Here is a 14,429-nt window from a genome sequence, read left to right as displayed (position 1 = left end):
TTGTTATGGCATACAAAATTTCAGATGAATGTATTGCATGCGGTACTTGTATCGATGAGTGCCCTGTTGACGCTATCACAGAAGGTGATATTTACACCATCGACGCAGAGCTTTGCACTGACTGTGGTTCATGCGCAGAAGTTTGTCCGGTTGAAGCAATTTCTATTGAAGAATAGTTCGCTCAGCATAAAGACATTGAAGCTCGCGCATGCGGGCTTTTTTTATGTCTTTTTCCCATGATTATGATAACTGTGGATTTGTGTCGGAGATGGCTAGAATCCGTTAAGCTCTAGAAATACAGTCGGTAAAATCAGTAAGAATCCAATAACGATTAGCATCAAGATAAACGAAGCCGCCCATTTAAACCATTTTTCGTAGGGAATGCGTGCCACTCCTAAAACACCAATTAGCACGCCGCTTGTTGGGGTAATCATATTGGTAAATCCATCGCCAAGCTGAAATATAACAACCGTAGTTTGGCGCGAAATGCCGATCAGATCAGATATTTGCGACATAATCGGAATTGTAAGAGCCGCCTGTCCCGAACCGGATGGTATAAACACATTTAGCATTGTTTGTATCAAGTACATGATTCCAACCGTTCCCACTTCACCAAAATTCTGCATCGAGTCGGAAACATAAAATAAAATGGTATCGATAATTTTCCCGTCTTCGAGAATTACAACAATGCCACGGGCCAAACCAACAATAAGTGCCGCCGGAAGGATATCTTTTGCGCCGTCGAGAAAAAGTTTAGTAATTGCGTTGGGCGATTTGTTGGCTGCAACGCCTGCAAAAATCCCCATGGCAAGGAATATGGTGGAAATTTCTTTAATGTACCAGCCATGGCCCATTACTCCTATAACCAAAAATACGATGGTAAATGTGAGCAGGCTTAAAATAAAATACTGCACCGAATGACGAAGCGTGATAATCCCCATCACAATAAATAACATCGTGGCAACTGGGATTGCAGGAATATTGAACACCTTGTTGCCAATGGCGATTGAACTCTCCGGAGTTACGAAAGAAAACAGAATAAGTGCAACTGAAATTATAAGCATCGCAATCCAAGCTACAGTAGGTTTTATTTTTTCCGTTTTTACGTCTGTGCTACCACTTCTCGATCGCCAGTATGCATCATCCTCGTACACGACAGATATAGATGGGTCTTTTTTTATTTTGGCGGCATAACGAAGAATAAATGCGAATCCAAAAAAGTTAATTATAACCCACATTAAAATACGGTATTCCAAACCTGAAAACAGGGGAATATGCGAAAGTCCCTGGGCAACGCCAACGGTAAAAGGATTTAAAAAGGCTCCGGCAAATCCCATCGCGGCAGCAACAAAACACAGCGAAACGCCAACAATTGAATCGTATCCCATTGAAATAGCAAGCGGAACAAAAATTATGGTAAAAGCAATGGTTTCTTCGCTCATTCCAAAGATGGCTCCAAACAAACTAAAAACGGTCATTATACCGACCAGTACAATATTTTGCACGCCAATAGTTGCCAGAATTTTCGATTTCTCGAGCCGCCTGATGCTTTTCAGAAACGAAAATATTCCAATATCAATTGATTTGCTGTCGTTTAAAATCCAGAACGAACCACCAATCAGTAAAATCAGTGCTATAATATCTGAGGTGCGCAAAAAACCATCGAAAAAGGACGAAAAAATCTGCCAGGTTTGTAGTTGGCTTTCAGTTTCGTGAAACGATCCGCTTTTTATAACACTGCGTTCAACACCATTTACAATTACACTTTCGCGCTCAAACTCACCACCGGGAATAAGCCATGTTAGCAAAGCGCAGATGACAATGAGAAAAAATATGATTACATAGGTATGTGGAACTTTTTTTAACATGCCTGAATGTTTTTTGAAATGGTAAGATAAGAATTTCTTGTTTAGCAGTGTGGCCCGTCAATATTAAAAATCAGGGTTACTGGCTTGTTTTCAGTACTTTAATTCTGTGGTGCGAAATGTTTTTACGCTGTTACTCACTTTGAAACGAAAAAAGGAACAGGGCGAATTCTTCAAAATGCAACAATTGGTAATTTATTTAATCGCACAAAAAATTTCATTTATATGAGTGATTTTTCATAAATTACTAGGAATTATACTTAAATAATCAACCTCTTATAATATGAGAAAATATTTGATCCTCGCCTTTGTATTGTTAAGCGCATTCAGTAGTTATGCTCAATCTGTTGCTAACGACAGTATTTCAGCCAAGCAGGAAAAAGAAGAAAAGAATTTCAATTTTAACCTGATGCCATATATGAGCTATAATAGAAATCTCGATTTTATGTATGGTATTTTACCGCTGGCAATGTACCGGCTAAATCCGAACGATACGATCTCTCCAAAATCGTTATCCGGTTTAACAGGCGTTTTTACCACCAACGGCTCAAAATTTATTGGATTTTTTAACCGCTGGCATCTGGCCGAAGACAAATGGCGAATTCAATTTTACGGGGCAACCGGAAATCATATTTCACAGTTTTACTACGATTATGATGTATCTCCGGGATTTTACGATTACAAGACAAAAACTACCATGGTAAGCATTGGCGTTCAGCGAAGAATTCTTTCTGAACTTTATTTTGGTTTGAACTATACATTTGCCCATCATTTTACCGAATACGAAGATGAGGTTCAACCCGACGCCACAACAGAAACTCACTCACTGCAGTATATCTTGTTGTACGATAGTCGCGATGAGGTTTATTATCCGTTTAGCGGAAAACAAATCAGGTTAAAATGGAACTCTTTTCCTCAGTGGATGGGTAACGATATAGAAGCCAATAAAATTATTACCGAATACAATACCTATTTCCCTGCACGCGACAATAAAGATGTTATTGCAGCGCGTTTTTCAGGAACATTTGGTATTGGAGACATTGCTTTTGAACAACAGGTTGTTATTGGCGGAAACGATATCAGAGGCTACTCTGAGGCAAAATACCGGGGCGATGGTTTAATGGCTGTACAAGGGGAGTACCGTTATAACTTTGCCAATCGTATGGGGCTGGTAGGTTTTGCCGGACTTGCCACCATTTATGGTTCACCAACCGAAGACTTTGATTGGGATCTTTACCCCGGATTTGGTGTTGGTTACCGTTACCAGGCGTTTAAAAAGGCGAAGTTTAACATTGGTCTTGATGCGGCACTGGGTAAAGACGATTGGGGCGTGTATTTCCGCATAGGTGAAGCTTTCTAATGTATGTGATTTCCTGAAACGACATAATTTACCAACTTATTTTGAGTTTTTAGAGTAGTAAGACATCTTCGAAAGGGTGTTCTTACCCAAATTTTCTCAGAAAATTAAACCAGAAAAATTGATTGTTGTTATGTGTAAAATACCATAACTTTAATCTCAAAAATTACAAGTTCAGCAATAACAGTCTGCCAATATGGGAGCAAAAGAAGGAAAACAAAAAACAGGAAAATGGAAACGTATCGCTCTTATCGTACTTGCTGTGGTGAGTGTGATTGTGATAGTTATTCTTGCCATTGCACCGGGAGTAATCAAAAATTACATCAATAAAAACGGTGTTGAACTTACAGGGCGAAACATCAGTATCGAAAAAATAAAGTACAACTATTTTACCTCTACTTTGCAGGTGTTTAATGTTGCCATGTACGAGCAAAACAATACCGATGTTTTTGTTGGCTTCGATTCGCTATTGCTGAACATGAAACCACTACGTGTATTCAAACACGAAATTAACGTACAGCAATTCAAACTGGTGAATCCTTATTCGCAAGTTATTCAAACTGATACAATTTTTAATTTTACCGACCTGATTGAGTTTTTCGATACAGAAGAGCAGGAAGTTGCAGTAGACACAACTGAAACCGATCCGTATCGTTTAAACCTGAATTTACTGGAGATAAAAAACGGCGCGCTTCGTTACACTGATACCCAGCTGGATCATACAATCGGGATGCAGAATATTAGTTTCCTGATCCCCCAAATTTATTGGGGTGGAGCGGAAAGTTCTGCTGACCTGGCTTTTAATATTGGAGATGGTGGCAGCATTAACACAACCTTCGATTTTAATTCGCAAACGGGTGACTTTTCTGGTAAAGCAGAACTGCATAAGTTGGCGCTTAATATCTTCTTGCCATACATTCAGGAATACATGAATTTTAAAGATATGAGAGGCACAATGGATGCTGTGGTGCAACTCAACGGTAATCAGGAGGATTTGATGCATTTGTCGTTGTCCGGAAGTGCAAGTGTTGATAGTTTGATGTTTACAGATCCGTCTGATAAAGAAGTTCTGGGAGCAGCGAAAACCCGGTTAGAGCTTACCCGGTCGAAGCCACTAATGTATGAAGCCGAAATTGGTAAGATTGAAATTATCGGGCCATACACCTATTTTGCCCTGATCGATTCGCTCTCGAATTTTGAGGAAATGATGGTTATGGGAGAAGATGAGGAAGATTCAGGATCGGCAGAAAGTGAGGCAGCTGAAACATACGATATTCTTATCGATAAATTTGTAATTGATAGTGGGCTTATTGATTTTAGCGATCAGAGAATGAAGGAGATATTTAATTACGAACTTTCGCAGGTGCATGTTGATATGGATTCTCTATCGTTAAACAGCAACTGGCTGGAAATTACTTCGAGTATGAAGCTTAATAAACGTGGTAATCTGGAAGCTGAATTGGGCTGGAATCCATACGATCCTTTTCAACATATTGAGCTGAATTATGTGTTATCCGATTTTCAGTTGCCCGATATAAATATATACTCGAAACACTATGCCGGCTTGCCAATTTTGTTTGGTGACATGTATTACAGAAATAAAACTACCATTCTGAATAAACAGTTGAACAGCGAAAATGAGCTGGTGATCCGTAATGTTGAGATGGGGCGCAAAACTGGAGGATTATACGATGTTCCTATTAAGCTGGCTTTGTTTATTCTTAAAGATAAGAATGGTGATGTGAATCTGGATATTCCGGTAACGGGCGATCTGTCGGATCCAAAAACTGATGTTGGTAAAATTGTGTGGAATACTTTCAAAGGATTTATGGGGAAAATAGTGTCCTCACCATTTAGAGCTCTTGGTAACTTGCTGGGTGCCGATCCTAAAGAACTGGAAGAAATAACAATGATTTACAGCGACACAACTTTAACGGGCAAACAACGCCGATCGTTAGACTTGTTGCTTGATTTGGAGCAGCAAAAACCGGAATTACTGGTTGAAATGCAATACATGAACGACCGAAAACTTGAGCGAATTGACGCAGCAACTGAGCTTGTTCAGAATGACTACAAAGCCAAAACGAATAAGAATCCTGCTATGCACCGGAATGACTACCTCGACTACTTAAAAAACGAAACGAAACTAGATTCGTTGGTAATTCAGGATTACGAGCGTTTATTAGCTCCGGCGGATAAAGTTGACAGCATTATTTTATACCGCGAAAATAAACGCCTGCAGATGGTGCAGGATTATTTAACGCAGCAAAATGATTCAACTACAATTCGACTACTGAAATACAACGAGGGTGAAGTTTTAAATATAGGCAGCCGGCCACGGTTCGCTATTTCCTATAAGCTGGCTGAAGACGAGAATCCTGATGAATAAAATACCATACAAAAACACTGCTTGCATCAGGTAGTAATAAAAGGCAAAAACAAGGATCGCTTTCAAAAAAAGAAGCGATCCTTACTATTCAACTGCTATAGTTTCCTTCCGATGTAAAATACATACCCATAAAAATTCTTGTACCTGTAGTACAACTTTTCTTCGTGCCTTTGGTTGGCAATAAAACCTTCAGCAGCATTGTTTCCTGCATGTTTCTGCAAGAAAATATTTTGAGCCTCGGTCTGTAAAGCATAAAAATGCTCAATCCAACAGTTAACCGGCAAATTAAATGATGCCACCGGGACATAACCGGCACGTTGCATTTGTGCTATTTTATTCGGAATGGTATCGATTCCGGGATAAGCGTCCAGCCAGAATTCTTCAATCTCGTGCGGGCGCTCTTCGGTAAACCACGATGCTTCACTTACTGCTACATAGCCACCCGGTTTCAGAAACTCTTTCCATTCTTTTAATCCGCGCTCAAAACCAATGTTGTAAATGGCTCCTTCTGACCAGATTAAATCAAACTCTTCAGGTTGAAATGGCAGTTTGTCCATGGAGCCAACGATGCCTCTTACGCGCTCTTGCAGGTGGTGCTTTTGTACATTGTTGTTAAAGAGATCGATAAAAGTGGGGAAGAGGTCGAGCCCCTGTATGTGACCTGGAGCATGCTGTGCCAAAACCATTGTTTGTCCTCCGGTTCCACAGCCAATATCTGCAATTCTGGAGGTCTCGGAAAGGCCTTCGATAAAACTCAGTGCCTTAATTGTTACTTCTGGACTGCCAGGTCCCTGGCGCTCAAGCTGAGAAAAATATTCGCAAATTAAATTTAAATCGAATTCGTGTATAGATGTATTTTCCTTACTCATTTGTAAATGTTATTTGCCCAAAACACGATGCTACTTTTGCAATTTAAGGTTTCAGGCGATTTGTAAAAATAATATGAAAATAACTCAGACAAGAAGCTGGCTGAGAACTACAAGGGGATAACCAAAAGCCAACTGCTTAAGGTTATTTACTTTACGGAATCCAAATTAAATCTTAACATGCATTAATTTTACGCGTACAAACTTAAACTATTCTGTTAACCTGAACAAGTGTCCAACATTTTATCGATCAAATTTTCGGATGGGAGTATTTAACCGAATTACAAAAACTGTATTTTAAAATGCAACATGCTGTCCTTTACTAAACAATGTTTACATGGTAACATTTTCCAATGCAATAAACCAAAGAATAGATGCGAGTCCGGCAGGCAGAATTCCACCGGTGTGGTCCAGTCCTTCAAGAGGAACTTTCTGAACTAAGCTTGTTGAGGCTCCGGCAGCTATAAATTCATCATACTTTTCTTCGCTCACAATTGGCGGCACATAAGTATCGGCTGTTCCGTAAAACAGCTTGGTTGGCACAGTGGGAAGAAATGCCGGAACACTGTTGTCATCCAACATGTCGAGTACATCCATATACGCTGTTTCTGTATTCCATCCGGCAAGATATTCCGGAGTGAATAAGTCCGTAATTGTGGTTGTCAGCTCTGCGTTTAAATCCGATCCCGAAGTAATTCCATCAAACATTGTTGGAATTTTAGCTGCATAAGGCTCATTAAAAACCGTTTCGATTGACGTTGTTAATCCAAGTTGCAGGTAGCTGTTAAAAATATACGCCAGAAAATAGGGTTGGGGATATTCCTCCAAACCTACCACATATTCATTAAGTGTCACCAGGTTGTATGGCCCCGCACTGCACGCGCTTGCCTGTAAATCGTATTCAAAACCGGCGTCGGCTTCAATGGCTTGCTGAACCTGCATGGTCGCCCAACCACCCTGCGAATACCCGGCAAGGTAGAGGTCGTTATTTAGTGAAATCTCATCTTCATCATCAATGAACTCGCGAACTGCTTTTAGCATATCAGTAACCGTTTGTACAGTCGACTCGCGGTGTAAATAAGGATGAAACATATCGTCAGCCTCTCCAAAACCGAGGTAATCTGGCAGTGAAATAATAAATCCTGTTGATCCCATCATTTCCAGAATTTGGAAAAGCTGGTTATCCGAATCAACACTCGGCGCTTTACTGTGTTCCGTATTTGTGCCGTTCTGATAACTTAAAACCGGATATTCGCCGGCAACATCGGGGAGGGCAACCATGCCCGAGGCAATCACAGAGTTGTCGTTAAAAGTAGTTTTATAAGTAATTTTATACACGTCCACTCCTGATTGTATCAGATCGCTGATTTCCGACAGTTCCGGGTATTCAATACTTGCTGCGGCAATAGTAAAATCAATAATTGTTTTGGGAATCGAAAACTGCAACTCGGCCTCAACCAGGTATTCATTACCGGTAACCGGTGTTTCCACGTCGTCCATTTCGTCGCACGAAACAAAAACAACGGCAAATAACGAGATGTAGAATAGAAATTGAATAAGTTTTTTATTCATGGCTATGTGTTTTTTAAGAATTGTTTCAATCAAAAATAGGCTAATTTTTGCTGACAATAAAGTTTTATACTTCTGAATTCAATGAATTTCTTATTTTAGGTATCAGAAGATTTAAAACAGTTTCTACACTAAAACCACGCAACATGAAGAAACTTCTACTTTTCTTTTTATTCAGTACAATTATTTCTCTTACCCATGCTCAACCCATAAAAGTAATGTTGGTTACAGGCGGACACAGCTACGATACCGTTGAGTTTTTTAACCTTTTCGACCAGATGAGTGAAATTGAATACGAACATTTTGCACAGCCGGAAGCCAACAACAAAATTGCAAGTGGTCTTGGCAGTGAGTTTGACGTGCTGGTATTTTACGACATGTGGGACGATATTTCGTCCGATGAAAAGGCTGCTTACCTGAGACTGACAAAACAAGGGAAGCCCTTTTTGTTTTTACATCATGCGTTGGCTTCGTATCAGAAATGGCCGGCTTTTGAGCAATTAATTGGCGGTCGTTATGTAGAGGAGAACGATAATATTCCGGAGGATGAATGGTCGGAGTACGAACATGATGTGTGGGTGTACTGCTCCATCGAAAATTATACGCCTGTTACAGCAGGTTTTCGCGAATTACGTTTTTTCGACGAAGTTTACGACAACATCCGGATTTCGGATGAAGTAAAGCCCTTGTTGCGAACACGGCATCCAAAAAGTGCGGAATACGTGGCCTGGGAAAACCATTACAACGCCTCAACAATTGTTTACATTCAGCCGGGCCACGACAAACGTACTTACGAAAATGAAGATTACAGAAAGCTGCTGTTGCAGGCTATTCAGTATTTAAATACTTCCAATTAATTCTTCGGCTTTTCTTCAGCCAGCTTTTAATCTAATCATAAGTCCATAAACGTAACCTCCTTATTTTGAAACGGTAAAAATCAGCCTTATAATTCTATTATTTGCTTAAAACAGTAGGAATTAAGTAGCATTTTATATTATATTTGTCCAAACTGTAAAAAATACAATAAGTAAAAACATTTATTTCGTCTAATGCATAAACTAATTATTTCTTTACTTGTAATGAGTATTATCGCTGTGTCTTGTCAAACAGACAACAAAACTAAAACTTCAGAAGCTGATTCGGCCATTGATGTAAAAGTTGAGGCTTTATTGGCAAAAATGACCCTAATTGAAAAGATTGGTCAGTTAAACCAGTACTCTTCACGCTGGGAAATGACCGGTCCTGCTCCGGAAAGTGTTGATTCAATGGCCTTTTATACTATGGTAAAAGAGGGAAAAATCGGATCGATGCTGAACGTTACCGGCGCTAAAGCTACCCGCAACATCCAAAGTTGGGCGGTAGATAGCAGTCGCCTGGGAATTCCTCTTATTTTGGCTTACGATGTAATTCATGGATACGAAACGATGTTTCCGATTCCGTTGGCAGAAGCTGCCAGCTGGGAACCGGAACTGGCAAAAAAATCATCGCGAATAGCAGCTGTTGAAGCATCGGCAGTTGGTTTACACTGGACTTTTGCACCGATGGTAGATATAGCCCGCGATGCCCGCTGGGGACGTTTTATGGAAGGTTCGGGCGAAGATCCGTACCTGGGAGCTAAAATGGCATATGCCCGTGTAAAAGGTTTCCAAGGCGATGACCTTTCGGATGAAACAACTATTGCAGCGTGTGCAAAACACTTTGCAGCCTATGGTTTTATCGAATCGGGCCGCGACTATAATGTGGTACAAATCGGCGATCCAACTTTGCATAACATTGTTTTCCCTCCGTTTAAAGCATGTGTTGACGCAGGAGTGGCGACATTTATGAACGCTTTTAATACCATTAACGAAACACCGGCCACTGCCAGTTCATACTTACAACGCGATATCTTGAAAGGCGAGTGGGGGTTTGATGGTTTTGTAGTTTCCGACTGGAACTCGATAGGTGAACTTTTGCCACACGGAGTTGCTGCCGATAAAAAGGAAGCTGCTCTGAAGGCCATTACTGCCGGTTCGGATATGGATATGGAAGGTAACGCCTATATTAATAACCTGGAAGAATTAGTGAACGAAGGTGAAGTTGATGTGGCTTTAATTGACGACGCAGTTCGCAGAATTTTAACAATCAAGTTCAAACTTGGCTTGTTCGACGATCCATACAAATACTGTAATCCTGAGCGCGAAAAAACTGTTATGCGCTGCGACGAGCACCTTGCAGCGGCAAAAGAAGCGGCCAAAAGAAGTATTGTATTGTTGAAAAATGAAAACAATTTGCTACCTCTGAAAAAGGATGGTTTAAGTATTGCTGTTATTGGCGAATTGGCCGAAAGCAAAGATGTGCCGTTAGGAAGTTGGCGAGCAAAAGCAATTACCAATTCTGCTGTTTCTTTAGTTGAAGGAATAAAAAATACTACCGGAACCTCGAAAATCAGTTTTGCCAAGGGACCGGATTATACTGTTGGTTATCGCTCATTTGTTACAGAATTGAAAATCAATACCAGCAACAGAAGCGGAATGGCAGCTGCAAAATCGTTGGCATCAAAATCGGATGTTGTGGTAATTGCTTTGGGTGAAGATTGCTGGCAAACCGGTGAAGGCCGTAGCCAGACTGATATTTCGATGAAAGGACTACAACAAGAGTTGTTGGAAGAAGTTTGTAAAGTGAATAAAAATGTTGTGGTTGTTTTGATGAACGGTCGCCCGATTGAGATTAACTGGATGGCTGAAAACGTTCCTGCAATAGTTGAATGCTGGCACCTGGGATCAGAAGCCGGAAATGGAATTGCCGAAGTGTTATTTGGTGATTACAATCCTGCCGGAAAACTGCCGGTATCGTTCCCAAAATCGGTGGGGCAGCAGCCATTGTATTACAACCATTTTAATACAGGTCGCCCAACAAATGGTGAAGGAAATGTATTCTGGTCGCACTATACCGACGAGAGCAAAGAACCGCTTTATCCGTTTGGTTATGGTTTAAGTTATACAACTTTTAGTTATTCCGGTTTGGAACTGTCAAGCACTGAGCTAACAGCGGATAGTAAAATTGTAGTTAAAGCAACTGTAACAAATACCGGAGAGGTAGCCGGCGAAGAAATTGCTCAGCTATACATTCGCGATCTGGTTGGTAGTATTTCTCGCCCGGTAAAAGAGTTAAAAGGCTTTGAGAAAATTACCCTGGAACCAAAAGAATCGAAAGTGGTAAGTTTTGAAATAACAACAAAAGATTTGGAGTACTACGGTGCTTCCGGTGAATGGAATGTTGAGCCCGGTGATTTTAACCTGTGGGTTGGACCAAATTCTGCAGAAGGTCTTGAATCTTCATTTAGCTTAAAATAAAAGTTCTAATATAGCATACAGAAAGAGGCGGTTCCGAATTATCGGGACCGCCTTTTTGTTACAATTTCAGCCGGGTTTTAACGCATTTAATATTTAGCATAACATTTTTTAACATTTCGATAAAACTTATCAGTTGGAGCAGTGTTATTTTTCGTTAATTTAGCAAACGACAAAACCACTATAACTTGCATATTATGAAATTATTGAGCAAGTTAATCCACAAATCGTACATGACATTTCTGCCAACCCATTATCCGGTGCACTTTTATGGATTGCCTGACGGTAAGGTATATTTGTGTTTTGCAAGGTTCTACGAAATGGGTTTTGGAAAAACGGACATGGAATTTGTTTTTGCCCGCCACAATGATTTTGGATATAATTACGAGAATGAGGTTTTGGTTCCGTGTACTGAGTTCAGGGCACCTGTTTACAACGAAATGGTAGATAATCCCGATCCGGATATTACCATTCTGGAAGTTCGGCGCGATATTGAAACGTATCCAAAAGCAGTTGAATATATTTCCGATCTTTATAAATCAAATTTATTGGCTACTTCAACATTGCACAAAGTTGGAAGGGAACGCGAAGATGTTCAGCTTGGTGTGTGAAATAAAGTTTTAACTCATAAGCTTCATACAAAAATACATCGCCATGCCTTCTTAACTCTCCCTAAATACGATAGTCAACAAATAATTTAACCAATTTTAAGTCAGTAAACTCATATCTTTTTTTCAAAAAAAACGTATGTAATAGCGAATTTCCATTCGCGGGCACACTAAAAATCGGGGAAAAATAATAGTTAACCAAAACTGATGTGTTGGCAACAACTGAAAATAGGGATGTTGAGTATGAATCTGAATTTATAACTGAATTACGCGGAATTGTCTTAAGCAAGCTGAACAATGATAATTTTTGTGTAAAAGATCTTGCAAAAGAAGTCAGTTTAAGCAGATCGCAGTTGCACCGCAGATTAAAGACCTATGCGGGGCTGTCGGCGAGTTGTTTTATCCGTGAAACCCGATTGCTGAGAGCAAAGGAACTGTTGCTAAGTAGCAACAAAAACATTTCAGAAATCGCATATTCGGTTGGATTTGCAAGCCCAAGTTATTTTAATAAATGTTTTCACGATTATTTTGGGTATTCGCCGGGTGAATATAAAAAACATGCTAAAGTTTTAATCCCACCTTTCATCCATAAAACAAAAGCACAAAATAAAAAATGTAGATCAAAGCAATACCGGCGTCTTCTGTACTTCGTGTTTATTATTATTCTCGTGCTCATCCTTTCATTCTTCCTTTTCAGGTAATGCTCCAGGTTTTATAAAACGAATCCACCGGACTATTTTCTTCTCCTGAATTTTTAAACTCATGTTTTATGAGATCTAGACTTTCGAGTTTTCAGCAGGTGAGACATAGTTTAAATAATCGCTCATAATTTAAAGGATTTAAAATCATGTATAACAATTGCAACATAGTTGTTAGTAATAACTTTGGTATTTGGCTTACCTTGAATATTAAAAGTTTCTGACCAGGAAAGGAGGGAAAAAGCGATCAGAAACCAAAGTATTAATGTTAATTAAAGACCATAAAAAGCCATGAAAAAATTATTAATTACAATGCTGGCATGTTGTATATGTTTGCTGGCACTCGGTCAAAACGAAAACACTAACCTTAACAAAAAAATTGATGAAGTTGCAATCTCGCCGCCTGCTTTTACAGGCATTGATAACTACATTAATTTGACAGCTCCGGATGCCAACAACTTGCACAACTACCTGGTAACAAATATAAAGTATCCTGATAAAGCTGTAAGTTGTGCAAACGAAGGCACAGAGGTAATTAAGTTTAAGGTAAATGCCCTTGGTAAAGTTACAAACATTGACATTGTTAATGGCATTTGTCCGGTTATTAATGAAGAAATTGTTCGTGTCCTTGAGTCAACAAATGGCAAGTGGAAACCCGGTATCAGGGATGGTATCCCAGTTAGTATGGAGCAGGAAGTGTCAATTGTCTTTTCAATAGAGGAGAACGCGGAAAAAGCACATGAAAAATTTCTTGCCATTTCTGAAAATTGTTTTAAAAAAGGCGCAAAATCTTTTTACGCTAATGGAAAATCAAAAAAAGCAGAACGTCTTTTTACACACGGTATCAAATATATGCCATACGATCAAAGTCTGCTTTTAATGCGTGGACTGGCCAGGTACGAAAGAGGGAATATTGAAGGTGCACAGGAAGATTGGACACGTTTATTTGAACTCGGAACGCTTGATATGAATGCCGAATTCTTTGCCCGGGTAGAAGGATTAGAATCGTACAAAGCATTTTTGGCAATGAAGGAGGAAAACAGGTAGCTTTAAATCATCATTTTTACATGAAAATAAATAGCCCGGAATTTGTTCCGGGTTTTGTTTTATACATCAGTAATTACCAGTTTCATTAGTCGTTGACATTAAAGTAATTGACAAATTGCTGAGTCTCGTATCAGCAATTTGCTGAAAATAGCCTAAAATACACCTGTTTATTTGTGTAAATAAAAAAGAATTATTTATTTTGCTGTTGATAGGTCGTTCAGACCTATTGTGTGTTTGGGGGTTAACATTAATAAGGGCAGTTGATGAACTGCCCTTTTCTTTTGCTTCAATTTTAAATCCCCTTTCAATGGTTCATGAATAGCTCTTTAACTTTAATACAACTATCGCATAAATGTTATTGCTTAGAGTGAGGACAAAAACGCTGAGAGGCATGTCAGCTATTTGCTGAAAATTGCTGAAATGCCATGTGTGTTCAAGGTTTTTGTGTTTGTTATTCATAACTTTGATTGAGTTAGAACGATCGAAGCAGATCGGAGGATTAGCAAAATACCTCAAAAAGATCTGAAACCTGATCACTTAAAAATGGCACAATTCTTTTACATCTTACGAAGACGTAAGAACATATAAAAAGGCAACTGTTGAGTTGCCTTTTGTTTTTATCTCGCTTTTGTTCTTTTTATCAATTACCGTAGGTATTAAATCCATGAATTTCCCTTGAGATTATGTTGCTCTACAAT

Annotated in this window: 11 protein-coding genes; 8 read left to right on the top strand and 3 right to left on the bottom strand. The window is 39.4% G+C overall.

Translation table 11 applies throughout. The annotated features are described in order from the left end of the window. The first annotated feature begins 5 nt into the window (after positions 1–5). On the top strand, positions 6–176 hold the full coding sequence (locus SLH46_RS14940) for a DUF362 domain-containing protein (protein WP_320282012.1): 171 nt from the start codon (positions 6–8) through the stop codon (positions 174–176). Between the two features lie 96 nt (positions 177–272). Here SLH46_RS14940 and SLH46_RS14935 read toward each other — a convergent pair whose 3' ends face one another. Beyond that, entirely contained in the window at positions 273–1,868 is a 1,596-nt protein-coding gene (locus SLH46_RS14935) for a YfcC family protein (RefSeq protein ID WP_320282011.1), read from the bottom strand. Positions 1,869–2,148: 280 nt separating this feature from the next. On the opposite strand from SLH46_RS14935, the gene SLH46_RS14930 reads away from it, so the two are divergent. Together SLH46_RS14930 and SLH46_RS14925 are read left to right on the top strand one after the other, a co-directional pair. Then, entirely contained in the window at positions 2,149–3,225 is a 1,077-nt protein-coding gene (locus SLH46_RS14930) for a BamA/TamA family outer membrane protein (RefSeq protein WP_320282010.1), read from the top strand. 193 nt (positions 3,226–3,418) lie between these two features. Beyond that, the gene (locus tag SLH46_RS14925; RefSeq protein ID WP_320282009.1) at positions 3,419–5,611 is read left to right on the top strand and encodes a DUF748 domain-containing protein; all 2,193 of its coding nucleotides are present in this window, start codon (positions 3,419–3,421) and stop codon (positions 5,609–5,611) included. A gap of 95 nt (positions 5,612–5,706) precedes the next feature. Here the strand turns inward: SLH46_RS14925 and SLH46_RS14920 are convergent, their stop codons facing one another. Next, complete coding sequence (locus SLH46_RS14920) at positions 5,707–6,480, bottom strand: class I SAM-dependent methyltransferase (RefSeq protein WP_320282008.1); 774 nt, start codon at positions 6,478–6,480, stop codon at positions 5,707–5,709. Between the two features lie 330 nt (positions 6,481–6,810). After that, on the bottom strand, positions 6,811–8,049 hold the full coding sequence (locus SLH46_RS14915) for an alpha/beta hydrolase family protein (RefSeq protein ID WP_320282007.1): 1,239 nt from the start codon (positions 8,047–8,049) through the stop codon (positions 6,811–6,813). 143 nt (positions 8,050–8,192) lie between these two features. Between SLH46_RS14915 and SLH46_RS14910 the strand changes: the two genes are divergently transcribed. The 5 genes from SLH46_RS14910 (at position 8,193) to SLH46_RS14895 (ending at position 13,731) form a co-directional block, all read left to right on the top strand. Continuing rightward, the gene (locus SLH46_RS14910; RefSeq protein WP_320282006.1) at positions 8,193–8,903 is read left to right on the top strand and encodes a ThuA domain-containing protein; all 711 of its coding nucleotides are present in this window, start codon (positions 8,193–8,195) and stop codon (positions 8,901–8,903) included. Positions 8,904–9,095: 192 nt separating this feature from the next. After that, a complete protein-coding gene (bglX, locus tag SLH46_RS14905; RefSeq protein WP_320282005.1) occupies positions 9,096–11,381 on the top strand; it encodes a beta-glucosidase BglX in 2,286 nt (761 codons plus the stop codon). Between the two features lie 194 nt (positions 11,382–11,575). Further along, on the top strand, positions 11,576–11,989 hold the full coding sequence (locus SLH46_RS14900) for a hypothetical protein (protein WP_320282004.1): 414 nt from the start codon (positions 11,576–11,578) through the stop codon (positions 11,987–11,989). A 206-nt stretch (positions 11,990–12,195) separates the two neighbouring features. Beyond that, positions 12,196–12,687, top strand: a complete 492-nt coding sequence (locus SLH46_RS21715; RefSeq protein WP_442873562.1) for a helix-turn-helix domain-containing protein — start codon at positions 12,196–12,198, stop codon at positions 12,685–12,687. A gap of 288 nt (positions 12,688–12,975) precedes the next feature. Then, on the top strand, positions 12,976–13,731 hold the full coding sequence (locus tag SLH46_RS14895; protein WP_320282003.1) for an energy transducer TonB: 756 nt from the start codon (positions 12,976–12,978) through the stop codon (positions 13,729–13,731). Positions 13,732–14,429 lie beyond the last annotated feature (698 nt).

Source organism: Draconibacterium sp. IB214405 (assembly GCF_033963885.1).
Lineage (GTDB): Bacteria > Bacteroidota > Bacteroidia > Bacteroidales > Prolixibacteraceae > Draconibacterium.
This window is presented reverse-complemented; position numbering and strand designations above follow the sequence as displayed.